At 50.8% G+C, this 23,323-nt stretch carries 18 protein-coding genes; 11 read left to right on the forward strand and 7 right to left on the reverse strand.

Annotated features, from left to right (window positions below):
- Window positions 1-78: 78 nt before the first annotated feature.
- Window positions 79-636: a hypothetical protein gene (locus tag M3650_RS19790; protein WP_251577098.1), complete on the reverse strand. Its 558-nt coding sequence runs from the start codon at window positions 634-636 to the stop codon at window positions 79-81.
- Between the two features lie 399 nt (window positions 637-1,035).
- On the opposite strand from M3650_RS19790, the gene M3650_RS19795 reads away from it, so the two are divergent.
- From M3650_RS19795 to M3650_RS19805, 3 genes are read left to right on the forward strand one after another with little or no spacing between them, the layout of a single operon-like run.
- Window positions 1,036-1,995 carry an AAA family ATPase gene (locus M3650_RS19795; protein ID WP_251577300.1) on the forward strand — a complete coding sequence of 320 codons (960 nt, stop codon included), beginning with the start codon at window positions 1,036-1,038 and terminating at the stop codon, window positions 1,993-1,995.
- A gap of 12 nt (window positions 1,996-2,007) precedes the next feature.
- Window positions 2,008-3,129, forward strand: a complete 1,122-nt coding sequence (locus M3650_RS19800; RefSeq protein WP_251577100.1) for a DUF58 domain-containing protein — start codon at window positions 2,008-2,010, stop codon at window positions 3,127-3,129.
- Window positions 3,119-4,465, forward strand: a complete 1,347-nt coding sequence (locus M3650_RS19805; protein ID WP_251577102.1) for a DUF4129 domain-containing protein — start codon at window positions 3,119-3,121, stop codon at window positions 4,463-4,465. The genes M3650_RS19800 and M3650_RS19805 overlap by 11 nt, the downstream gene beginning before the upstream one ends.
- A gap of 797 nt (window positions 4,466-5,262) precedes the next feature.
- Here M3650_RS19805 and M3650_RS19810 read toward each other — a convergent pair.
- Window positions 5,263-6,474, reverse strand: a complete 1,212-nt coding sequence (locus M3650_RS19810) for an MGDG synthase family glycosyltransferase (protein ID WP_251577104.1) — start codon at window positions 6,472-6,474, stop codon at window positions 5,263-5,265.
- 560 nt (window positions 6,475-7,034) lie between these two features.
- Here M3650_RS19810 and M3650_RS19815 point away from each other — a divergent pair.
- The 6 genes from M3650_RS19815 to M3650_RS19840 all read left to right on the forward strand — a co-directional run bounded on the left by M3650_RS19815 (window position 7,035) and on the right by M3650_RS19840 (window position 15,341).
- Window positions 7,035-8,435: a cytochrome ubiquinol oxidase subunit I gene (locus tag M3650_RS19815; RefSeq protein WP_251577107.1), complete on the forward strand. Its 1,401-nt coding sequence runs from the start codon at window positions 7,035-7,037 to the stop codon at window positions 8,433-8,435.
- A complete protein-coding gene (gene cydB, locus M3650_RS19820) occupies window positions 8,422-9,438 on the forward strand; it encodes a cytochrome d ubiquinol oxidase subunit II (protein WP_019421273.1) in 1,017 nt (338 codons plus the stop codon). Before M3650_RS19815 ends, cydB begins: the two co-directional genes overlap by 14 nt.
- Window positions 9,438-11,165, forward strand: coding sequence for a thiol reductant ABC exporter subunit CydD (gene cydD, locus M3650_RS19825; RefSeq protein ID WP_251577109.1), 1,728 nt, complete (start codon window positions 9,438-9,440; stop codon window positions 11,163-11,165). The genes cydB and cydD overlap by 1 nt, the downstream gene beginning before the upstream one ends.
- Entirely contained in the window at window positions 11,162-12,919 is a 1,758-nt protein-coding gene (gene cydC, locus M3650_RS19830) for a thiol reductant ABC exporter subunit CydC (RefSeq protein ID WP_251577111.1), read from the forward strand. Before cydD ends, cydC begins: the two co-directional genes overlap by 4 nt.
- A 340-nt stretch (window positions 12,920-13,259) precedes the next feature.
- Window positions 13,260-13,871 (forward strand): nitroreductase family protein, encoded by a 612-nt coding sequence (locus tag M3650_RS19835; RefSeq protein WP_019421270.1) that lies wholly within the window; start codon window positions 13,260-13,262, stop codon window positions 13,869-13,871.
- A 198-nt stretch (window positions 13,872-14,069) separates the two neighbouring features.
- A complete protein-coding gene (locus tag M3650_RS19840; protein WP_251577113.1) occupies window positions 14,070-15,341 on the forward strand; it encodes a multidrug effflux MFS transporter in 1,272 nt (423 codons plus the stop codon).
- Between the two features lie 197 nt (window positions 15,342-15,538).
- Here M3650_RS19840 and M3650_RS19845 read toward each other — a convergent pair whose 3' ends face one another.
- Both M3650_RS19845 and M3650_RS19850 read right to left on the reverse strand, forming a co-directional pair.
- Complete coding sequence (locus M3650_RS19845) at window positions 15,539-16,909, reverse strand: amidase (RefSeq protein ID WP_251577115.1); 1,371 nt, start codon at window positions 16,907-16,909, stop codon at window positions 15,539-15,541.
- 425 nt (window positions 16,910-17,334) lie between these two features.
- Window positions 17,335-18,198: an ABC transporter ATP-binding protein gene (locus tag M3650_RS19850; protein WP_019421267.1), complete on the reverse strand. Its 864-nt coding sequence runs from the start codon at window positions 18,196-18,198 to the stop codon at window positions 17,335-17,337.
- A gap of 334 nt (window positions 18,199-18,532) precedes the next feature.
- Between M3650_RS19850 and M3650_RS19855 the strand changes: the two genes are divergently transcribed.
- Window positions 18,533-19,840, forward strand: a complete 1,308-nt coding sequence (locus M3650_RS19855; protein WP_019421266.1) for an MFS transporter — start codon at window positions 18,533-18,535, stop codon at window positions 19,838-19,840.
- A 55-nt stretch (window positions 19,841-19,895) separates the two neighbouring features.
- Here M3650_RS19855 and cobO read toward each other — a convergent pair whose 3' ends face one another.
- Together cobO and M3650_RS19865 are read right to left on the reverse strand one after the other, a co-directional pair.
- Window positions 19,896-20,438 (reverse strand): cob(I)yrinic acid a,c-diamide adenosyltransferase, encoded by a 543-nt coding sequence (gene cobO / locus M3650_RS19860; RefSeq protein ID WP_251577117.1) that lies wholly within the window; start codon window positions 20,436-20,438, stop codon window positions 19,896-19,898.
- Window positions 20,439-20,607: 169 nt separating this feature from the next.
- The gene (locus M3650_RS19865) at window positions 20,608-21,780 is read right to left on the reverse strand and encodes a phosphorylase family protein (protein WP_251577119.1); all 1,173 of its coding nucleotides are present in this window, start codon (window positions 21,778-21,780) and stop codon (window positions 20,608-20,610) included.
- A gap of 368 nt (window positions 21,781-22,148) precedes the next feature.
- Between M3650_RS19865 and M3650_RS19870 the strand changes: the two genes are divergently transcribed.
- Window positions 22,149-22,388: a hypothetical protein gene (locus M3650_RS19870; protein WP_251577121.1), complete on the forward strand. Its 240-nt coding sequence runs from the start codon at window positions 22,149-22,151 to the stop codon at window positions 22,386-22,388.
- 53 nt (window positions 22,389-22,441) lie between these two features.
- On the opposite strand, the gene M3650_RS19875 is transcribed toward M3650_RS19870, so the two are convergent.
- Window positions 22,442-23,320: an MSCRAMM family protein gene (locus M3650_RS19875; RefSeq protein ID WP_251577123.1), complete on the reverse strand. Its 879-nt coding sequence runs from the start codon at window positions 23,318-23,320 to the stop codon at window positions 22,442-22,444.
- Between the last annotated feature and the right edge of the window lie 3 nt (window positions 23,321-23,323).

Genomic DNA, 23,323 nt, shown 5'->3' on the forward strand with positions numbered 1-23,323 from the left:
AAGAGCTTTATTGCAACAAAGGATAGGAAGAATATTATAGGGAAAATAATGAAACTAAATCTGCTCGGTAACTTGCTTTTATCCATAAGCTATCTCGCCGTCTGCTTTGTAACCCCAAATGGCACACTTGCCGCTATAGAAAATAAGAGTAGCTGTTAAACCCGCAACGTTCATAGTAATTGCATAGCGAACAAGTAATTTGGCAGCATCTTTCCATGCCTTTTTTACTAAATAAGCATACAACCCACCACTTAGTGCTGCCTCAACAACCGATATTCCCAAATAATCCTTCAAAGCATCCAACATACAGGATCCAAAGCTAAATGTAGACATTGAACCAGGGGCAGTACTGTTGATAAATTCAACTAATAGAGCAATACCCTCTACTTGATCTTTGCCGAATCGTTGCTCAATTTTCTCAGTGTCAAGAACAAATAGTCCATCTTTTAGCGTGGATGCTTCCTCAAAAATAAACGCTAATTCTTCTTCAAATTGAGAAGTAGCTTCGTTACTTTTGTCTCCAGCAAGAGCTTGAGCAGTGGCGAAAGGCGATAAAACAGTTACAACTAGCAGCAGCATTGCACTAAACAGCAAAATACCAGTTACGAACTTCATTTTGCTCACAGACAAACCCATAATGAAACCCTCCAATTTCTAAATTTGTTTTATTTTTCTATATTTATGGTAAGTTATCAATTGGATAAATGTCAATGGCTTTTTAAAATGTTGTTTTTTATTTGTGTTCATCGGTTTTAAGTTACTACAACCTCCTCCTCTAGGAACAATTCGCCCATACAGTATCATGGATTCAATATAGATGTATGTAACATGTTGGAAATAATTCCATAAATATGTAATGTAAACAAAGGCGTGAGTATGTAGGTGGTAATTTATTAATCTCCATGCATGGTCCAATTCGTAAGTGTGGGAAATCGAGATCGAAAAGGAATTCAGCAGGATAATGGAGAAGGAAGAAGGATGGATCCAAGAAAACGGTTTCCTGTGAAATCCATACGAAACGAGGTGCCTGCTTCCATGGAGTTATCCCACATTCATGCTTTGGCCCAATCGATAAAGGAAAATGTGCAACATGTCATCGTCGGTAAAGACGAGACCATCGATATGATATTCGTCGCTCTTATCACGGGAGGCCATGTGCTGTTGGAAGACGTTCCCGGTACTGGAAAGACGCTGCTCGCGAAATCAATCGCGAAATCGATTGACAGTACCTTTAAGCGCATTCAATTTACGCCCGACCTGCTGCCAACGGATTTGAGCGGAATGAATGTGTACAACCAGAAGGTCAGTGAGTTCCAATTCCGCCCAGGTCCTGTATTCACCAATCTGCTGCTTGCAGATGAAATAAATCGGGCTACACCGCGGACGCAATCGAGTCTTTTGGAGTGCATGGAGGAGCGGCAAGTTAGCATTGACGGGGACACGCTCGTGCTCGAGGAGCCGTTTATCGTGTTAGCAACACAGAACCCGCTAGACAATTACGGGACTTTTCCACTTCCGGAAGCACAGCTAGACCGCTTCATGCTGAAGCTGAAGATGGGTTATCCCTCTTTCGATGAGAGCAAAGCGATCCTGTCACGATTCCGCTTCGGCAACCCGCTGCAAAGCATCGAGCCCGTCGCTTCCAAGGAAGATATCGTGATTGCGCAAAAGCATTACACGAACGTGCACGTCGATGACTCGATTCTGGAGTATTTGCTCAAAATCGTGGAACAGACACGCAAGCACCATGAGATAGCGCTCGGTGCCAGCCCCCGGGCCGGCCAAGCGCTGCTGCGCGCGGTTCAGGCGTATGCCGTTACAGGCGGCCGCGATTATGTGTCACCAGATGACGTGAAGGCCATGGTCGTTCCCGTGCTGGCCCATCGGCTGCTCTTTCACAACACATCCCAGCTCCACACATCCTATGCGGAGTCGGTATTGCAGCACATCGTAAGCCAAGTTCCTGTGCCGACGGAACCGCAATTGACGGAGTAAGGGGGCATCATGATGCCGCTCCATTGGTTGATATTGTTCCTGGGCATCGCCTTGGCGCTGCTTGGGATAGTGTATAAGAAGTTGGCGTTGAAGAACGTATACTACACACGCACGTTCACGAAGCAGAAGCTGTTCGTCGGTGAGAGCGTAGAGATGATTGAGACTATCGGAAATGACAAGCTGTTGCCGCTGTCTTGGGTGCGCCTGGAATCTATGATCCACAGCTCGCTCCGGTTCGAGAGTCAGAGCAACCTTGATGTGGATGTCGGGGAAATCTCGCAGAACCATAAGAGCTTGTTCGCGCTGATGCCTTATACCCAAATCGTGCGAAGGCACCACATTACTTGCACGAGGCGGGGGGTGTACCAGCTGGACAGTGCGACGATGACTGTGGGCGATCCGTTCGGAATTATCGATAAGGTCAGAAGGATCCCGCTTTCTTTGGAAATCGTCGTATTTCCTCAATTGGTGCCGATCGAGCACATCCCTTTTTCCAATAAAAGCTGGATTGGGGACATTACCGTGCGCCGGTGGATACTGGAGGATCCGTTTTGGAAATCAGGCGTACGACCGTATTGTGCCGGCGATTCACTGAAGTCGGTGCATTGGAAGGCGACGGCCCGGACGAACCAGCTGCAAGTGCATAAGTTCGACTATACAGCGGACCGCAAGCTGATGATTATCGTTAATTTTGAAACGAGCGAACGGATGTGGTCCAAGGTTACGAGGCCGGAAGGCGTCGAGCAGGCGATCTCATACGCGGCTTCCATTGCGAACCTGACTGTGATGAAAGGCATCGAGACGGGGTTCAGCTGTAACGGAAGCTTGCACGACCATCCCAAGGGGCAAGCGGTAACGCTAACACCGGCTGCGGGCTCGCACCACCTGTCCGCCATGTTCGATCTAATGTCGAAGCTGGAGCTGGAGCTGACCTTGTCGTTCGAATCACTAATGAAGCAGTGGGAGGATGCGGCGAATACTGATTTCGTCATCATAACGCCGATTCGGCCGAGCGATGGCAACGCGGTTCTATCCCGAATTCGATTGAGGGGCAACGGTGTCGAGCTGGTCGTCCTGCCCGAGCCGAGCCGGCGAGTGACTGAAGCGAAAGAGGTGAATCCGAATGCCGGATAAATCCAAATGGATATCAGACGGATGCCGCGGCCTGTTGGAATACGTGTTGGCGTTTCCGATCGTATTTCTGCTTACTGTATATTTGCTTCCCGAACAGGCAGGCGCCTCGTTCTGGTATGGCATATTGCCTCTGTTTGCATTGCTCGGCGTCATGGCGAAAAAGATCTTCCGCTGGAAGCGGGATAACCTATGGCTCATGTTGGTACTGGTTATCGGGGGCGTGCTGTATGCTGCGTTCGGACCGATAGATATCCCCCGCATCGTGTCTCTTGTAATGTGCTTCGTTCTCTTTGGCCGGGGTGTAAAGATTGTGTCCGAATTAGACTTATGGATGGATACCGTGCATTGGAACGGAATTGCGTTGGCTGTCTATTTCATTGTTTATATCGTATCTATATATCGTCCAGAAATGATGCCGTTTCAAGATCATCTGGTAGGGGCTGGCATAATCGCCATCGTCGTCACGCTGTTTCAAATGAACTGGAGCCAATTGCGCAAGGCCAACCTTAGTGCCGGATCTGGTGATGCCGGAGGTGTTCGCAGCTCGGTTCCGGCCCAGGTGAGCCATATTAATGCGTGGTATGCCGGTTCGTTTTTTGCCTTTATTATGATGGCAGTCGCGCACACGTTCGGTTCGGCGATGGATACGCTTATGAACTGGACCCGATCGCTGCTCGGGTGGCTGTTCCGCAGCAGTCCGCCGACGGATGCCGTGCCCGACATACCGCCGTCAATGCCGGAGCCGCCGCCTCTGTTGGGATTGGGGGAGGCCAAGGAGCCGAGCGCGTTCGCGCAGCTGCTGGAGCGGATCGCCATCGTCGCCGGCTGGTGCGCTCTCGCGGTCGTCATCATTGCTGGCTTCATTTACTTGTTCCGATTTGCCGTGAAGAAATGGTTCCCGAAGCTATGGCAATGGTTGCTTCAGTTCTTCAGCCAAAAGGGTGAGACACCGTCAGAAGTTGGGTATATCGATGAGCAAACGAGCATGTTTCAGTGGGAGAAGCTGCGCCGCAATGTGATGCAGCCTTGGAACCAGGCCATGCGGAGATGGGGGAGGCCGCATGCTAAATATTCGGAACTGAAGACCAATCGCGAACGCGTGCGTTATCTGTATCGGGATCAGCTGCAGCGCTCTGAGGCGAAGGGATACGAGCACCGCTCCTATCTGACGCCGAAGGAGACAGTTCAGGAGATCGGACGGCAGGACCGTGCAGCGAATACTAGCGTCTTGACCGAGTTGGGTGAAGCGTACAATGAAGCGCGGTACGGAGAGAAGGAAATTCCCGATGACAAGGTGGAGCGGTTGTATGCCCACTCGAAGCAGGAGCGGAAATAATGTGTAGGATAATCGCGTCATGCAACGAAAACAAGCTACTCGTCCAGTTGGCTAGGTGGAACTAGCCGGAGGAATAGCTTGTTTTTTGAGTTATAGTATGGTGCTCTTGATTCCGCTGGATTCTATCCAATGCTTCTTAGAGTCAAGGCAGTAGACGGGGCGATCCATTGGAAAATGTGCAGTGGAATTATCCGAAATGGCTGAGGATCACATATAGGGTGTTTTTGATTGGATGTTTTCCAACGAAAAGGATAGTTTCTGCATGCAACGGGACATTCTGGTGTATGTTTTCCAATGGATGTTCTCATCGAAGCCTCCATTGGGCTCGGAGCATCCCGATTCATCCATATTCGCGTTACCAAACATCTAAACAGGAAGAACCGGGCCAGACGAGAGCGTCAGAGTGAGGGCAGTTAGGCCAGAATGACAACCGAAGTGGTTAGAATGAGTCATCTAGGCGTGACGATAGAGTTAAGCTGGTTGGCACAAGTGTTAGAGTGAAGCTGGCTGGGCGTGAGCATCAGACCGAAGTCGTCTGTGTATAGGCACAGACGAGGTTGTCTAGGTTGACCGCAAAATATAAGCCGGTTAGGCATGAGCGCCAGACCCAATTGGTCCAGACATGTATGCTAGATTATATTCGTCCATGCATAAGCTCCAGACCAAAGTTGGACGGCGATTGACGATTAGGCACACATATAACCAGTCACACATACGATTAGACTAATAGAGTAATAGACTAATTGTTATCGAGTGGTCGAATAGCTGCTTAAATAGATGGTTAGACGATTAGTCCCTTATACGATTCTGCGTCGCCGGAACCATTGCCCAGCCGCTTTGCGCTGCATCGCCGGCTGATTCAGCACGTTCAGAATAGCCTGCAACGCGCTGACAGGCGTATGCTGCTGCTCGGCTTGTGCGCGCTCGCGCATTCGCTCCAACTGCTCCGGGTGAGCTTCGAAGGAAGCGAGCTTCGACAGCAGGTCGTCCGCGCTCTTGGCTCGGCGGGCTAGCCCGTTCCGAAGCAAGTAGCGGATGTTATCCTGCTCTTGTCCGGGCAGCGGCTTATAGACGAGCAGCGGCAGCTTCTGCACGACTGCTTCAGTTGTCGTTACGCCGCCTGACTTCGTAATCATCAGGTCGGACATTGCCATGTACTCGTGTACGGCCTCGACATAGCCTTCGATGTGCACGCGCAAGGGCGTCAGCTCCGCCCATCGTTCCAACTGCTGCTGCAGCCGCTCGTTGCGCCCGCAGATGACGATGAATTGCATGCTGCTCGCCCAAGGAGCCTTCTCCAACTCCCGCAGCAGCGATGCGTCGAGCAGGCCGCATCCGCCGCCCATCATCAGCACCGTCATTGCGGAACCGTCTAGCCCGTGGCGTTCACGCAGCTCTTGTTTGTCATAGGTATTGTAGAAGGCTGGACGTACGGGAATTCCCGTCACCTCGATACGTGCCGCGGAGATGCCTTGCGCGACAAGCACGTTCTGTGCTTCCTGTGACCCGACCATATACAGATCGGTGTACGGGTGGATCCAGAAGCTGTGATCCGTATGGTCCGTAATGACGGTAACGGCTGGGCAATCGACGAGGCCGCGTTCCTTCAGCTTCGAGACGGCCGCGCTTGCAGCCGGGAACGTGCTGACGATGACGTCTGGTCTCATACGCTGCACCAGCTTGGACAAGGGGCGCAGACTGGTCAGCCGAACGCTTTTCAACAACTGGGCGAGTCCGCGATCTTTGCGTGTCATCTCGAACAGATAGCCGTACATATTCGGGAACAGCTTAAGCCACTGAATGAAGCAATAGGAGCCGACCCCGTGCAAATGGGGTGCCACCTGTTCCATGTAGTCAACGACGTGCACATCGACATCTTCCTGGAACCACGCTGCGGCCGATTCCCGGATCGCATTGGCCGTTTGCACATGGCCGTGCCCAATGGCACCTGTCAATACAAGCACCTGTGCTTTCCGCTGTGTCTTCGTCTTATTTCCTCGTTCTATCATCGTTTCTAGCCACTCCTTTACCCCTGAGAACTCTATATTAAGCACCACGATGCATTATGTCGTACTTGTTTATCTCTTATCTTCATCCTAATGCAATAAGGGTTGCATGAAAATGGTCTGCGGTTCGGTTCGTATCCTAGACCTTCGACGGGTCTAGTGTATTCCAATTTACGGTAATTCATATATGAAAGGCATGAAGAAACCAGATAGGGATAGGCTCCGAACGAAGTGAGATGGCCAGAATTCAATGTCATTTTTCTTCTTTTTATATTTCAATTATTACTATTTTGTGACGAATGGCACAAAGTTCGCATTTTGCTCAATCTCTCCCCCAAAAGATGTGACATAAATCACATTACCAGAGGCCTTAATCTGACAAAATATCACATGAATCGTGTAATCAACATCATTGATCCCGTGTTCGACTCCGGTATAGGGGTAAGCCAATGTCGATATTTGCCTAATAGCGCCTCATACAATTAGAAGCCGCTTAGGGTTGAACGGGACCTAATAGACTTAATGATTTGTAATTATGAAGAGAAAGGTGGAAGGGGAAACTGATGGATACGGTTATATTGTCACGCATCCAATTCGCATCGACGACGATTTTTCACTACTTCTTCGTGCCAGTGTCGATTGGATTAGCGCTGCTAATCGCAATCATGGAGACGATGTATGTCGTCAAAGGAAAAGAAGAATATAAGAAAATGGCTAAGTTCTGGGGGAAGCTGTTCCTCATTAACTTTGCCGTCGGTGTAGTAACAGGGATTATACAGGAATTCCAATTCGGGATGAACTGGTCAGATTACTCCCGATTCGTAGGTGACGTCTTCGGTGCGCCGCTCGCTATTGAGGCGTTGTTGGCATTCTTCATGGAATCGACCTTCATCGGCTTGTGGATTTTCGGTTGGGAGCGGTTATCGAAGAAGCTGCACTTGCTCTGCATTTGGCTAGTCGCGTTTGGAACGACGATGTCTGCATTCTGGATTTTGGCGGCAAACTCGTTCATGCAAAGACCGGTTGGCTTTACGATTAATAACGGGCGCGCGGAAATGAATGATTTCTTCGCCCTCATCACGAACGGCCAGCTGTTGGTGGAATTTCCACATACGATATTTGCTGCTTTTGCGACGGGCGCGTTCCTTATCACTGGTATTAGCGCTTATAAGCTGCTGAAGAAGCAAGATACGGAATTTTTCAAAAAGTCGTTCCATCTCGGCGTTATCGTAGCACTCATTTCGTCCATCCTGGTTGCCGTCTTCGGCCACCAGCAAGCGCAGTATCTGGTTCACACGCAGCCGATGAAGATGGCGGCCGCAGAGGGCTTGTGGGGAGAAAGCGGGGATCCGGCGCCTTGGACCGTGTTTGCGGCGATTGATCCGGAGAAGAAAGAGAATAGTATGGAGTTCAAGGTTCCATATTTGCTCAGCTTCCTGTCCTATAGCAAGTTCTCTGGTGAAGTAAAGGGCATGAACGAAATTCAAGCGGAATATGAGCAGACCTATGGTCCTGGCAACTACATTCCGCCGGTTCGCACGACGTTCTGGAGCTTCCGCATCATGGTTGCCGCGGGAACGCTCATGATTCTGCTCGCCATGTATGGCTTGTACTTGTCTTATCGCAAGAAGCTGGATAACAAGAACACTTGGTTTATGCGCTTTATGTTGTTTGCCATTTTGCTTCCATTTATCGCCAATACGACAGGCTGGATTATGACTGAGTTTGGCCGTCAGCCTTGGACCGTATTCGGATTGATGCGGACGGAGGACAGCATTTCTCCGAGCGTGAGCGGGGGAGAGGTTCTATTCTCCTTAATCACATTCTCAACTATTTACACGATACTTGGTATAGTAATGGTATATTTGTTCGTTCGTGTCATCAAAAAGGGTCCGAATGAAACCGTAAAGGCAGCACATTCAAATGACCCATTTGATCGGGAGGGACACCATGATTTCTCTTAATGAACTTTGGTTTTTACTTGTCGCTGTTTTGTTCGTTGGCTTCTTTTTCTTGGAAGGATTTGATTTTGGGGTAGGGATGTCCACGAAATTTCTGGCCCGCACGGATGGAGAACGCCGCGTGCTCATCAACTCCATCGGACCGTTCTGGGATGCGAATGAAGTGTGGCTGCTGACGGCAGGCGGAGCGATGTTCGCTGCCTTCCCGAACTGGTATGCCACCATGTTCAGCGGATATTATTTGCCGCTCGTCGTTGTTCTGCTTGCCTTAATCGGGCGCGGTGTCGCGTTCGAGTTCCGGGGCAAGGTGGAGACCGAACGTTGGAAAAAGACGTGGGATCTTGCCATCTTCCTTGGCAGCCTGCTGCCACCGTTCCTGCTGGGTGTAGCCTTTTCAGGGCTCATTAAAGGGGTTCCTATCGACCAGAACATGGAGATGAACGCCGGCTTGTTCGACATGGTGAATGTGTATACGCTCGTTGGCGGAGTCACCGTTACAATGCTTTGTCTCGTGCATGGGTTGTTCTTCACGACGCTGCGCACGATCGGCGATTTGCAGGCACGGGCGCGCAAGCTGGCTCATAAGCTGTTGATCCCGCTTGCGATACTGCTGGTTGCGTTCGGAACGATGACTTACTTTATGACTGATGTGTTCGAAGCGCACGGAGGCATCCTGTTCGCGGTAGCGGTGCTCGGTGTGGTGGCTTTTGTTCTGGCAGGCGCCTTTACTTCGAAGAAAAAGGACGGCTGGGCCTTCGGCATGACGGGGACGGTCATTGTATTATCGATTGCATCGCTGTTCATTGGGTTGTTCCCGCGCGTCATGGTCAGCTCCATTGACAAAGCGTTCGACCTGACGATTCATAATGCAGCCTCAGGCCCATATTCGCTCAAGGTGATGACGATAGTAACGTTAACCCTGCTGCCGTTCGTGCTAGGCTATCAAATATGGAGCTATTTCGTATTTCACAAACGCGTACATGAGAAGGAGCATTTGGAATACTAATGGGTAACAACTTACTCGGATACAAAGGGATCAAGCCGGTTTTGTTCTTATTGACCGCCCTTGCCCTCGTGCAAAGTATTTCCATAATATTTCTGGCGAAGTGGTTGGCGGAAGTCATTTCCGCCCTCTTTGCCGGGGAGCCGCTGCAGGAGCAGGCCGGAACGACAATGTTGTTCCTGCTTGCTTTTGTTGTCCGTCAAGCTACCGCTCTCCTTCAACAGAAGGTGGCGTACCGCTTTGCCGAAATGACAGGAGCGGATGTGCGGCAACGGCTGATGGAGAAACTGTTTCAGCTCGGTCCGAGATTTGCCAAGTCAGAAGGAACCGGAAATTTGGTAACGCTTGTGTTGGAAGGCGTAGCGCAGTTCCGCACGTATCTGGAGCTGTTTCTGCCGCGTATGATCGGCACGGCGATTACACCGATTATGGTGGTCGCTTATATTTTCATGCAGGACTTGGTCGCGGGGATTATCCTCGTCGTGACGATGCCCATTCTAATCGGGTTCCTCATCCTGGTCGGATTGGCCGCGCGTAAGCAAATGGATCGGCAATGGGAGTCGTACCGGATATTATCGAACCACTTCGTCGATGCGCTTCGCGGACTGGAAACGCTCAAGTTCCTTGGGCGCAGCCGCGCGCACAGCGGCACGATCGGACGGGTGAGTGACCAGTACCAGACGGCGACGATGCGGACGCTTCGCGTTGCCTTCTTGTCCTCCTTCTCGCTCGACTTCTTCACGATGCTGTCTGTAGCATCGGTGGCGGTCAGCTTGGGGCTGCGCCTTGTGGAAGGGAACATGACGCTGGTAACGGGGTTGACGATCCTTATATTGGCGCCGGAATATTTTCTGCCCGTTCGCATGGTGGGGGCCGATTATCATGCCACCTTGAACGGAAAAGAGGCTGGGAAGGCAATTGATTCCATTCTCGCTCATGATGCGGCGTCGGCTATGTCATCCGATCTGCCGTCATCCTTCACGTGGACAGAGGAAAGCACGCTGACGCTATCTGGAATTCACGTACGGCATGAAGAAGAGGGGCCATCCTCCTTAGAAGACGTCTCGATCAAGGTTACAGGAATGCGAAAAATCGGCATTATCGGAGAGAGCGGAGCCGGAAAATCGACGCTCATCGATGTGCTGGCGGGCTTCCTGCATCCTTCGGCAGGGCAGTTCGAGTTGAACGGCAAGAGCATTCATGCGTTGACCGATGAAGCGTGGCGCAAGGAAACGACTTACATTCCGCAGCATCCCTACCTCTTTAGCAGCTCTCTGGCGGACAATGTCCGGTTCTATGCCCCAGAGGCGTCGAGTGAAGAGGTGGAACGTGCTTTATCTGCGGCTGGACTTTCCGGGCTGACAGCCAGCTTGCCTCAGGGCTGCGATGAGATGATCGGCAACGGCGGACGAGCCTTAAGCGGTGGTCAAGAGCAGCGTGTCGCGCTTGCGCGCGCGTTCCTGTGCGATCGTCCGATCGTGCTGCTGGATGAGCCGACTGCACATTTGGATATTGAAACGGAGTATGAATTAAAAGAGACGATGCTTTCCTTGTTCGAGCACAAGCTAGTCTTTCTGGCAACCCATCGTCTGCACTGGATGCCGGATATGGATTGGATTATCGTGTTCGATCATGGCCGCGTGGCCGAGACCGGCACGCATGAACAGTTGCTCGCGCAGCGAGGCGTGTACTACGAAATGATGGCATCACAGGGGGAGGGAGTATATTGAAACGGGAAGCATGGTTTCGCCCCTATTTACGAACCTATTTTTGGCGCTTCGCAACCATCATTGCCCTCGGCATGTTAACCGCGTTATGCGCCGGTTCACTTATGTTCACATCCGGTTATCTCATTTCGAAGTCTGCGCTTCGCCCGGAAAATATATTAATGGTGTACGTTCCAATCGTCTTGGTTCGAACGTTCGGGATCGGGAGAGCGGCGGTACACTATATCGAGCGTCTAGTGGGGCATGATGCGGTACTGCGCATTTTATCAAGCATGAGGGTTCGCCTCTACCGCATGTTGGAGCCGCAAGCCTTGTTCATCCGTTCCCGATTCCGCACAGGGGATATTCTTGGCGTGCTGGCGGATGATATTGAATATTTGCAAAATGTGTACCTGCGTACCGTCTTTCCGAGCATCATCGCTGTCGTGATGTATGTGGTGTGCATTGCGGCTTTGGGCTGGTTCGACGTGCCATTTGCCCTTCTGATGGCGCTGTATCTGCTCATTATTGTATTCGTCTTGCCTTGGATCTCCCTGCTGGTCACAAGAACGAAGCAGAAGCAGGTTAAGCAGGAACGCAACCGGCTCTATCAGAAGCTGACCGATGCAGTGCTCGGCATGAGCGACTGGGTCATCAGCGGACGGTCGCTACAATTCGTTGCCTCGTATGAGACGGACGAAGCCGCTGTCGCCCGGGTGGACGGGACGCTGCGCGGGTGGGCAAGATGGAGAACCTTCATCGGTCAATGCGTGGTAGGCCTGGCAGTCGTCTCTATGGCCTATTGGGCGGGACAGCAGGCTGCGGACGGTCATATTTCTATCACGTTAATCGCTGCCTTCACACTCGTTGTGTTCCCGTTGATGGATGCATTCCTGCCCGTATCCGAGGCTGTCGAGAAGATTCCACAATACCAGGATTCACTTGAGCGGCTTGGCAAAATTCAAGATTCGTCCAGCCTAGCTGCCGGATCCGCTGAACAGGCGGTGCCGGCTGAAGTGCTGCGGACGGCGGAGACCAATGCCCACATAACGATGGATGAGGTGCGCTACCGTTATGATGCTGCGGATGCATGGACCATCGATGGCATCTCAATGGATATCCCGCAAGGGAAGAAGATTGCGCTTATCGGCCGTAGCGGGGCAGGCAAATCAACCTTGCTGAAGTTGATTCAAGGGGCGGTTGCACCGGGCCAGGGCAGCGTCGCCATTAACGGTGTCCCCGCGTCCGCTTACGGCGAGGCCATCCCGCGCGTCATCTCCGTGCTGAACCAGAGCCCACACTTGTTCGACACTACGGTGGCGAATAATATCCGGCTCGGCCAACGGGATGCATCGGATGAGGATATCCGCCGCGTAGCGAAGCAAGTCCGCTTGGATGCATTAATCGATTCGCTTCCTGCGGGATATGATACGCCGATGCTGGAGACTGGGCAGCGCTTCTCCGGAGGCGAACGGCAGCGGATCGCCTTGGCGCGTATTTTGCTGCAGGATACGCCTGTCGTTATTCTGGACGAACCGACCGTAGGACTCGATCCGCGGACGGAACGGGAGCTGCTGGCCACCATGTTTGAGGCGATCCAAGGGAAGTCGCTCGTATGGATTACGCATCATTTGGTCGGGGTGGAGCAGATGGATGAAGTGATTTTTATCGAGAACGGAAAAATTGAAATGAGAGGCTCGCATGCTGATTTAATGGAGCGTGTTCCACGTTACCGGAAGCTGTACCATCTCGATCGTCCGGGCGGGGGTTCCGTGTAGACTAGCAGAGCGTCGCAATGAACGAATACAGGAGGAGCGCCACGACGATATTAACGCCGCGGCGCTTCTTTTTATTGCGCGCAACATACTGTTTATAAAGTATTTTCCATCCCAGCACATTGGATTCTGATTGTATCCTTAATGGCTCCTGCGTCTAAACCATGATTCAAGGCTTGTGTTGATGCTGGAATAATCAATGCTTGATTATCATTCTCGTTGTAACTATAATAGTTACATTGGGGTTTAGGATGAAATAGACATATCACTTGTGCGTATTTGCATGCTAGCTCGTGTTTCAGGGGAATATAATTCAGATTTTTACTTACGAGAGGAATGATGGATGATGGCTAATCAAATGGAAAGCCGCACTTTAGTCGAAGCCATTCAAGGCAGACGCTCGATTCGCGCTGTAACGAATAGCCCGAAGGTGGAGAAGGAGCGCATTGATGAGATTGTTACATTGGCTCTTCATGCGCCATCTGCATTCAATATGCAGAGTGGTCGGCTGGTCGTGCTCATGGATGAGAGTCATGAACAATTGTGGGATCTCGTGAAAGAAACGTTGCGGGCTATCGTGCCTGCCGATAGTTTTGCAGCTACGGAAGCGCGCTTGCAAGGGTTTAAGGATGGATTAGGGACCGTGTTGTTCTTCGAGGATCAAGCGACGGTAGATACTATGAAAGAGAAAGCCCCTCTCTATAAGGAGCACTTCAACAATTGGTCACAGCAAGGCAGCGGCATGCTGCAATATGCAGTATGGCTAGCGCTCTCTGCGGAAGGCTTCGGCGTCTCGCTGCAGCATTACAATCCGCTCATTGATAATCAGGTGAAAGAGAAATGGAGCATTCCGCAGCAGTGGACCTTGATTGGGCAAATGCCGTTCGGATGGCCTGCGGAGCAGCCGGGGGAACGTTCCTTCTTGCCTCATGATGAAGTAGTGAAGTTCTACTAAAAATGCATGTTCAAAATTGGTCACTGGGGCTTATTGAACAACCTCTAACAGTCACAATATAACGCTCTGCAGCCAGATTTATGTAATGAACAGGGTGACTTCAATGGCTGAAGCCACCCTTTTTATATGATGAAAAGATTTAATATTATAATGAAAATCAACAGCTAGACTGTATGAAAGAAAGGTGGAAAGCCGGAAATGAACATACGCACGAATCGTCTGGATACTCCCGGGCCTTCTTCCACGCGTTCCACGCGCAAGCAACGGTTGTCCATGGCTATGATTCTCGGGTCGATGACGGCTATCGGCCCGCTCTCCATTGATATGTACTTGCCGTCGTTGCCAATGCTCGCGAATGATTTGAATACGAGCACATCGCTGGTCCAGCTCAGTCTGACAGCATGCTTGCTCGGGTTAGCAGTGGGACAGCTGTTTCTCGGTCCGCTCAGTGACGCACGCGGTCGTCGAATTCCGCTCATTATTTCACTAATCGTTTATGCGATCGCGTCGTTCCTTTGTGCTGTCGTGCCTTCTATCTGGGGACTTATCGTTCTGCGCTTTGTTCAAGGAATGGCTGGATCCGGCGGGATCGTCATCGCACGCGCGATGGTGCGTGATATGTATTCCGGGACGGAGCTGACGAAGTTCTTTTCCTTGCTGATGCTCATTAACGGGCTTGCGCCCATTCTTGCGCCGATCGCAGGCGGACAGCTGCTTAAGGTGACTTCATGGCACGGTGTGTTCGTCGTGCTCGGACTGCTAAGCATTGTGATGATTATATCAGCTGCGCTTGGTCTTCCAGAAACGCTGACTCACGAGCGCCGTTCAAAGGGAGGAATGAAGTCAACTTTATCGACGTTCCGCGGCCTGATCGGTGACCGCGTGTTTATGGGTTATGCTTGCACGCAGGGCCTCGTAACGGCCGCAATGTTCGGCTATATATCAGGCTCCCCGTTCGTCTTGCAGGATATTTATGGCGCATCGCCGCAAGCGTTCAGCATGTTCTTTGCGATAAATGGCTTCGGCCTCATTCTCGCTACCCAAGTGACGGGTCGGCTGGCTGCAAGATTTCACGAGTCCAGACTGTTCCTGACCGGAATTTTGCTAGCTGCCTCTAGCGGTGTGGCCTTGCTAGTGGTCATTTTACTGCAGGCTCCGCTAATTGCAGTCTTAATCTGCCTGTTCGTCATGTTATCGAGCACAGGGATGGTCAATACCGCGGGGTTCTCGCTGGCTATGCAAAATCAAGGAAAGACGGCAGGCAGCGCTTCGGCTATGCTCGGCCTGCTGCCGTTCATCGCAGGTTCTGCTGCGGCCCCTCTGGTCGGCATCGCGGGCAGTCAGACTGCCGTTCCGATGGGAGTGGTCATCGCTTGCTGCGGCATGGGTGCCGTCACGTGCTATTTCTTCATGATACGCCGCAGCCAAGCTCCTTCTGCATCAGTCGCAACGAGAGACACAGCCGGGTGAACGAAGCAGCGATAGCGCGATACAACGAACAAGAGCCTTCCGTCAGGAAGGCTCTTGAGCTTGTCCAGAAACCCAAAACAAAAAGAGCCTTCGCGCATCAATCAAGGGCTCTCCAATCAGAGTATTATCTGGGGACAATACAGTCCTCACACCCGTATTTGTTTCGTTCTCAGCCTTGCTAGGGTTACCCGGACAGCCTAGGTCTCCAGACTGTCTCTCTTCTTATAGAAATCAGCGAGTTGGCTCTGCTCGAAGGCATACCCGGTCCGGATAAGTTGATCCTCCCGGTACAAGCCAGCCACCAACTGCAAGCCGACGGGGAGCCCCTCGCTAGTAATGCCGCACGGGATGGACATCGCCGGCACCTCCGCCAAGCTGAAAATACCCGTATATCGAGTCATCGTATCGAATATCGTCTCAGTTACTGAGCCGAATTGCACTTCCTCCACGCCAATCTTCCGCGGCGGAATCGGCAGGGTAGGTGTGGCCAGCACGTCGATGCGTTCAAATACCCGTTGAAATTCCCGGATATAGCCTTCTTTCTTCTTCAGAGCCGCAATATACTGTACCGCCGTAATGTTCGCGGAGGATTCCAGTATCTCCCTTACGTCGGCACCGTACTGAGAGAGGCAGCACTCCATTCTGCTCTGGTGCACATACCCGCCTTCGGCCGTCGCAATGGTCAGTACGGCCTCCTGATTGCCTTCCAGAAAGGGGAGGTCGACATCGATGAGTATTGCGCCAAGGCTTGAAAGTGCTGTAACGGCTTGCAAATACAACTTGTATGTCTCTGGATCGATGCGCTCATTGAAATAATTCGCAGGCACACCGATGCGCATTCCACGTATGTCTTCCACGAGGAACGAGGTATAGGCACGGTTCGTCAAAGCCTCCATCATGACCGCGAGATCGTTCATATTGGCTGTAATCGGTCCGACCGTATCGAGCGTCCATGAGATAGGGAATACTCCTTCCGTAGATATCGTTCCATAGGTCGGCTTGAGACCGATGACGCCGCAGGAGGCTGCCGGTATCCGCACCGAGCCCCCCGTATCCGAGCCGAGCGAAGCCACGCACATATTGGCTGCTACCGCCGCTCCTGATCCGCCGCTTGATCCGCCGGGCGTATACTGGGGATTCCATGGGTTGCGGACGGGGCCGTAATGCGGATTGTTAGACGTAATGCCGAACGCATACTCATGCATGTTCGTCTTTCCCAAAGTAATGGCATCTTCTGTAGCCATCTGCTGCACGACGGCGGCATTCTTGTCCGGAATGAAGTTCCGGTCGATGAAGGAACCACTTGAGGTAAGGATGCCTTTCGTTGCGAAATTATCTTTATAGGACAAGGGAACTCCGAACAGCTGTCCCGTCTGCTCGCCAGCCATCAGCTTCATTTCGAGCATTTGGGCTTGCCGAAGAGCGAGCTCCTTCGTAATGGTAATATACGCGTTGAGCTTCGGATTTTTCGCTTTAATCGTCTTCAAGTATTGTATCGTAATCTCTACCGGGGTGAACCGCTTCGCCTCATACCCGGACACAAGCTCCATCATTGTTCTTCTTTTCAACCCCACTCTCTCCCTATCAGAACATATAAGCCGTCGCAGGGCTCATATCTTCGTGCTATTCATATTAAGTGTAATGAACACCATTTATAAATATGACAGCAGAAACAATCGGCGTGGGGTTGTACAACTGGACAAAGGTCTGTTTTCACCAGTAAGGAATCAATCGATGTGTATTCGCTCGCAAATGGTCTGAGCTGTCTGCACGTGTCACTGTTGATACGCCATCAGGAAATAGACAGAGCCGTCCCTCTCCAGTGTGCTTACCGGAAAGAGACGGCTTTTGTTGTTCATAACTCACATTTCATATGTGGATAAAAGGGGATAACTGTGTCTGAAAAAGTTGTCCACATGTGGATAGCGTTGCAACAAGTATTTAACTAACTTTGCTGCCCTAGCGGCCTAACCTTTACTTCGGATGCAGCTATCTATCCAGCCGCGATCGGCTGTGGGCGTTGCATGTTCTTCATCGCATTGCTGGAAGCAGCAGAGGTCGAAGCTGCGGTGCTCCGGCCCAATTCGTACGGCAGGCACAGAGGAACGCCTGTGCGCGGGTCAGGAATGATGTCCGCTTCAATCCCGAATACTTCCCGCAGTACATCATGGGTCATAACCTCTGCCGGTGATCCGCTGCAGACGACTTGACCGCGTTTGATGGCGACCATATGCTGGGCGTAGCGGGTAGCGTGATTGAGGTCGTGGACGACCATGACAATGGTGCGTTGCTGCTCCGAGTTGAGCTTCTGCAGCAATTTCAGTACTTCCAGCTGGTGAGCCATATCGAGAAATGTCGTTGGTTCATCCAGGAACAAGATGTTGGTTCCTTGTGCAAGCGCCATCGCAATCCAGGCGCGCTGCCGTTGTCCGCCGGACAGTTGATCGACGGGGCGGTCACAGAACTCGGCCATGCCTGTCATTTCAATGGCCCATTGCACAATCTCTTTATCTTCTTTTGTTAAAGAGCCGAAGCCCTTCTGATGCGGGAACCGTCCGTAGGTAATGAGCTCTGACACGGTTAATCCATCAGGAGCCACCGGATTCTGCGGCAAAATGGCCAACTGCTTGGCGACGTCTTTCGTCGATTGTTGATGAATCGATTTTCCGTCTAGAAAGACATTTCCGCCCTTTGGCTTCATAATACGCGCCATGGCCTTCAGAATGGTTGATTTGCCTGAGCCGTTAGCTCCGACCAGCGCTGTAATCTTCCCTGAAGGAATGCCAATATTCAGGTTTTTGACAATCGACAGCTCTCCATATGCGATATCGAGTTGCTCCGTGTATAAACGTTCCACGCGGGATTCCCCCTCTATATTCATAATGCTCTATTAAATAGCGGTTACAGTAAGCCGCAATCACAATAACGGTATACAAGATAATAACAAATAGTTGATAAGGATTATCATTATCATTATAAAGGTGCGAATCATCCATTTCAACCCATACAAGTATCATTTTCTTTAAAAGTGTTGGTGAAACGCATATATATAGCAAGGAACTGGAAGTGCCTGTAATGAAATACATATGATTATATAAATTGGATGAAACTATAAATTGTAATTGAATTCCCTTTATGATTAAATGTTTGTAGTTTTGTGCAAAAAACGAACATCAGGAGTTGGGGACATCATGGGGAATGCTGTAACGCAACAGCGGCAAGCGTCGGAGCCGACAGAAAGCAAGGGGCAGCGCTATAAGGCGCTTATCGGCTCTGTCCTAGGTTACGCCGCAGAAGGATTGGACATGCTGCTCCTGTCCTTCGTGCTTGTATTTATTATTCGCGATTTTTCACTAAGCCCGGTGCAAGCCGGCAATTTGACATTGGCGACGACTATCGGAATGATGGTCGGTTCATATCTGTTCGGTTTTTTGGCCGATTTATTCGGCCGGATTCGCGTGATGACGGTGACTATTTTGCTGTTTTCCGTCGCCACGGCGCTCATTTATTTTGCGGATAGTTACTGGCAGCTTCTCGGCCTGCGCTTTCTGGTCGGCATGGGTGTCGGAGGTGAGTTCGGAGTGGGGATGGCTATCGTTACCGAAACCTGGTCGAAAAAAATGCGTGCAAAAGCAACATCTTGTGTCGCCCTCGGGTGGCAGTTGGGGGTGCTTGGCGCTTCCATCATCCCAGCGCTCGTCGTGCCGCAGTTCGGCTGGAGAGCCGTATTCCTGTTCGGTCTCATACCAGCACTGCTGGCTGTGTTCGTACGAAAGAGCATTTCTGAACCGAAGCTGTGGGAACGGAAGCAGGAGATGAAGCGGAAACTGCAGCAGAAGGAAGCGGCAGGTACGATAACTGCTGAGGAACAACAGCAGCTGAATCAGGTCCGGAAATTCCCGTTGAAAAAATTGTTTGCCAACAAGAAGATTACGATGACGACCCTCGGTCTTATCATTATGTCCTTCATTCAGAATTTCGGATATTACGGGATATTTACATGGATGCCAACGATTTTATCGCAGAAATACGGTTATTCTCTGGCAAAAGCAAGTGGGTGGATGCTCATTTCTACGGTAGGGATGCTGGTTGGTATCGCCATCTTCGGCATTTTGGCGGACAAGATCGGCCGCCGCAAAACATTTACCATCTATTATATAGGCGGTACGGTATCATGCCTTATTTATTTCTTTGTCCTTCAGAGTGAATCCGCCTTGCTATGGGGAAGTGCGCTGCTCGGATTTTTCGCTAACGGAATGATGGGCGGCTTCGGCGCGATTCTGGCGGAGAATTACCCGTCGGAGGCTCGTTCCACGGCAGAGAACTTCATTTTCGGTACAGGGCGCGGCTTGGCGGGCTTTGGACCGACCATTATCGGCGCGTTGGCGGTCGGCGGCAATATTATGGGCGCGATGTCGCTTGTATTCATCATCTATCCGATTGGACTGCTCACCATGCTGCTGTTCGTGCCAGAGACGAAAGACAAAGTGTTGGATTAAAAGATTAAAATATACAGACGCCCGGACTGCTGTGAGAGCAATCCGGGCGTTTGTATTAGAACTCCAGACCGAGCACCGCTGGAATGCCTTCCTCATAATAATGCTTCACTGGCTGCATTTCCGTAACCAGATCGGCGATATCATTAATTTCTGGCAAGGACGAACGTCCGGTGATGACGACATGCAGCTTCTCTGGACGCTGCTGAATCACATCGATGATCTCAGCCAACGGCAGCACATCATCGATCGGAAAGCTGGTAATCGCCAGCGCATTGTTCAATTCGTCTAAGATGATCATATCGTAGCTTCCTGACGTGATTTCCCGTTTCGCCTCCGCCCAAGCTTTCGCGAAAGCTTCCCGGTGTTCCTCCGGGGTCTTGGTCCAAGTAAATCCGATGCCGAGCTGTCTGACCTCCACTCCGAGCTTCTCGAGGGCAATCTGCTCTCCATATGTGCGCTGCGGACTTTTAATGAATTGAAGAATGAGCACTTTAAAGCCTCGGCCAACGGCCCGGACGCACAGGCCGATTGCGGCTGTCGTCTTCCCTTTCCCATCACCCGTATAGACGAGCGTCAATCCTTTTGAACGGTTTGCCATTATGATTTCCTCCTCGTACAGCCGGATCATCATCGTTCCGGGCGGTATGTCGCTGTGTGCCTATGTTTCTCGAACACGTATTTATACTATCACCGGAACGCAGCCGATGTCGACCGCGGCACTCCGTCACGACCGGGTAAGAGGGATGGCGTAATTAACAATTAATAACCTATTGAATATATACCTCTGAGCCTAATACATCGACGCTTAAACCTAACGCGGTATGAAACAGCTCTGCATCGACCCAGACGCTTCCGTCTTGCTTCAGCACTGTATGGGAATACGGCTTGCCGTCTACGGCAACCGTGCCATCTGCAAGGGATACGATAGCTTCTGCTTCATTTAGTTGAATGGCGAATTGCTGCTTCGCATCGTCCCACTTCACTTGACCACCCATAAATTCCGTTACGCTGCGTACTGGCACTAACCATTCGCCGTTGCTGTTCCATACGGCCTGTTGGTTCCGCAGCTTGACTTGCTTCACATAGATCGACGGCAGCGAAGTGAATTGAACTTGTTGGTCGATAGCTTTGACGACTTCAACGGCGAATTCCGCCCCGTATTGACCTGCTGTTGTCAAATCTTCAATCGTATCTCCCGACACTTCTGAGTTCGAGATCGTTCGGAGCGATAAGTATGGAACGTGGAACGCCTGCGCCACTTGAGCTACCGCTGCTGCTTCCATCTCTTCTGCGCTCGTGCCGAGCTTATCATGGAACCACTGAATCCGGTCGACTTCCCGGTTCCACACATCGGCGCTGCCGATAAAACCTTCTGTCACTTTGCCATGCTTGTACGAAGGAGCGGCGCTTAGAACGGCCTTGACGAGCTCGGGATCACTAGAGAAGGTCTCATAGGACGTTTCTTGGTCATGCTCGCGTATCGAGGTCTCCTGAAAAATCCACGTTTCCGGCTTAATTCCTTGACCGTCGGCAAAGCGTTCGGTTCGATAGTTTCCGATATTCATCACTTTCGTGCCTACGACGGTATCGAAGACGTGCAGGTTCGGATCGTGTCCGCCCGCCGTGCCTTGATTAACAATCGCTTTCGGATGATATTTCTCGATAAGCAGCGTTGTCGATGCGGCGGCATTGACCATGCCGACTTCGGTTCTCGATACGACGACAGGAACACTGTCGATGAAGCCAATATAATAGGTATAAGAGCCGTAGGTTTCCGTTCGATAGCTTCCCATTTGCTTGAGCAGCGCCGATACTTCTACATCCATAGCGCCTTGAACGGCGATTGGCCGGTCATCGCTGCTGGCCGCTGCCGCTCCGTAACTTGGCAATCCGATACAGATCATCATCAACATGGATAATAGCATTACTACTTTTTTCATAAGCACACCCCTTGAGCGGATTCTAGTAAGTCGTTGTGATTTACACGATTAACATAATAATTAATATTCGTGTTTTTGTCTATATATTTCTTTTTTAGAGCAATAATAAATCAATATTTTCAAAATTATAACTAAAACACGATTGATACGGGTATTTTTAATATGAATATTCGTAATCTGGAAAATGGAACTATTCGAATCAGTTATGATGGGGGCGGAAGTAAGACAGAAGAGAAATGGAAAGAATGCAATCGAAACTGACAAAGTAAACAAATGGTGCAACGACATGACGCCGCTCGCAGCGCCCACATCGCGTACCTGCGGAGCCTGTTCATTTCGAGCAGTATCAAGCCATTCCCCATCGCCACATGAACCGGGGGCCCTATGATCAACATAGGCCGATTCCGCAAGACGTCCTTCAATCTCTCTATGGATTGAACCGGGAGTTGTCCTTGAACCTGATTCCTCATTTCGGAGATAAGCTGCGTGATATGATAGGCGAGCCCGGCTGGGACAGTGTTATACAATTCCGGATGGGTTACCCGAAGATGGAGGCGCTGCCGAGTCTAAGACGACCTGTCAATGAAGTGCTCATTTCTCGTATGTAAGAACAAGTAGAACGGATGACGCGAATTCAATTTCAGCCGTTCTACTTGTTGGTTTAGGTAACCGACAGAACCTCGATATATACGCCGCCTTCCTGCAGCTTTGCCCGCACTACATATTCTCCGCGCTCTACTGCGCCGAACAGATACAGGCCATCTTCTTGGGTCATTTGCACTTGAACGATTTCCTCGCCTTCCCCTTGTTTCCGGTATAAGAAGACGGGGATACTGGATGCAGGCGAATTATTGATTTGAATAACTCCGCTGACAGCCCCGGTTTCGACCATCGCTGCCGTTCGAAGACCCATATTGACTTGGATCCGATCATTCGGATGAAGCTCGACAGAGAACGTGTCAGAATCGAGGTGTTCTGTTGCCTTCGCAATGATGTCATAATGGCCGGGCGGTATATGGTAGAACAAGTATTCTCCGTTCTCATTGGTTATCGTTTCGGCATAAGCTGTCTCATCGGGATGTGATAGTACAATCGTACAATAAGACAATGGGACCCCTGTTTCTTGAGCGACTATTTTCCCATATATAATTCCATAAAAGGCCAAAGGATTGAATGCAAGTTTAAAGTTATCTGTGAGAGGCACTCTTTTTCGAATCGAGAAACTTCTGACTTCAGAGAGTAAATAGTTTTCCGCAACGGCCGCAACCTTGTACGTTCCGGGGGGAATGACGTTTACGAATGAATAATTTCCCTCTGCATCGGTCAGTGTGTGATAGAGCGGTTCCAGATCCGAACTGAATACTTTAATAGTGGCTCCTTCGATAGGCTCCCCGCCAGCTGCTTTGACTACTTTTCCGGACAGGAGGGTGTTTAAGCTGGGCGGCACTTTCGTCAGCAGGAGACTTATATCCTCTGTTTCTCTTGACTCTAATGAAAAAGGCGCACTTGCCGTCAGTGTGTAAAGGTCTCGTATTGTCATAGG

This window comes from Paenibacillus sp. MER TA 81-3, from assembly GCF_023713585.1.
GTDB lineage: Bacteria > Bacillota > Bacilli > Paenibacillales > Paenibacillaceae > Paenibacillus_B > Paenibacillus_B profundus.

Coding starts and splice junctions, on each gene's coding strand:
- M3650_RS19790 (WP_251577098.1), bottom strand. CDS start 636: ATGGGTTTGTCTGTGAGCAAAATGAAGTTCGTAACTGGTATTTTGCTG.
- M3650_RS19795 (WP_251577300.1), top strand. CDS start 1,036: ATGGAGTTATCCCACATTCATGCTTTGGCCCAATCGATAAAGGAAAAT.
- M3650_RS19800 (WP_251577100.1), top strand. CDS start 2,008: ATGCCGCTCCATTGGTTGATATTGTTCCTGGGCATCGCCTTGGCGCTG.
- M3650_RS19805 (WP_251577102.1), top strand. CDS start 3,119: ATGCCGGATAAATCCAAATGGATATCAGACGGATGCCGCGGCCTGTTG.
- M3650_RS19810 (WP_251577104.1), bottom strand. CDS start 6,474: ATGATAGAACGAGGAAATAAGACGAAGACACAGCGGAAAGCACAGGTG.
- M3650_RS19815 (WP_251577107.1), top strand. CDS start 7,035: ATGGATACGGTTATATTGTCACGCATCCAATTCGCATCGACGACGATT.
- cydB (WP_019421273.1), top strand. CDS start 8,422: ATGATTTCTCTTAATGAACTTTGGTTTTTACTTGTCGCTGTTTTGTTC.
- cydD (WP_251577109.1), top strand. CDS start 9,438: ATGGGTAACAACTTACTCGGATACAAAGGGATCAAGCCGGTTTTGTTC.
- M3650_RS19835 (WP_019421270.1), top strand. CDS start 13,260: ATGATGGCTAATCAAATGGAAAGCCGCACTTTAGTCGAAGCCATTCAA.
- M3650_RS19840 (WP_251577113.1), top strand. CDS start 14,070: ATGAACATACGCACGAATCGTCTGGATACTCCCGGGCCTTCTTCCACG.
- M3650_RS19855 (WP_019421266.1), top strand. CDS start 18,533: ATGGGGAATGCTGTAACGCAACAGCGGCAAGCGTCGGAGCCGACAGAA.
- cobO (WP_251577117.1), bottom strand. CDS start 20,438: ATGGCAAACCGTTCAAAAGGATTGACGCTCGTCTATACGGGTGATGGG.
- M3650_RS19865 (WP_251577119.1), bottom strand. CDS start 21,780: ATGAAAAAAGTAGTAATGCTATTATCCATGTTGATGATGATCTGTATC.
- M3650_RS19870 (WP_251577121.1), top strand. CDS start 22,149: ATGAACCGGGGGCCCTATGATCAACATAGGCCGATTCCGCAAGACGTC.
- M3650_RS19875 (WP_251577123.1), bottom strand. CDS start 23,320: ATGACAATACGAGACCTTTACACACTGACGGCAAGTGCGCCTTTTTCA.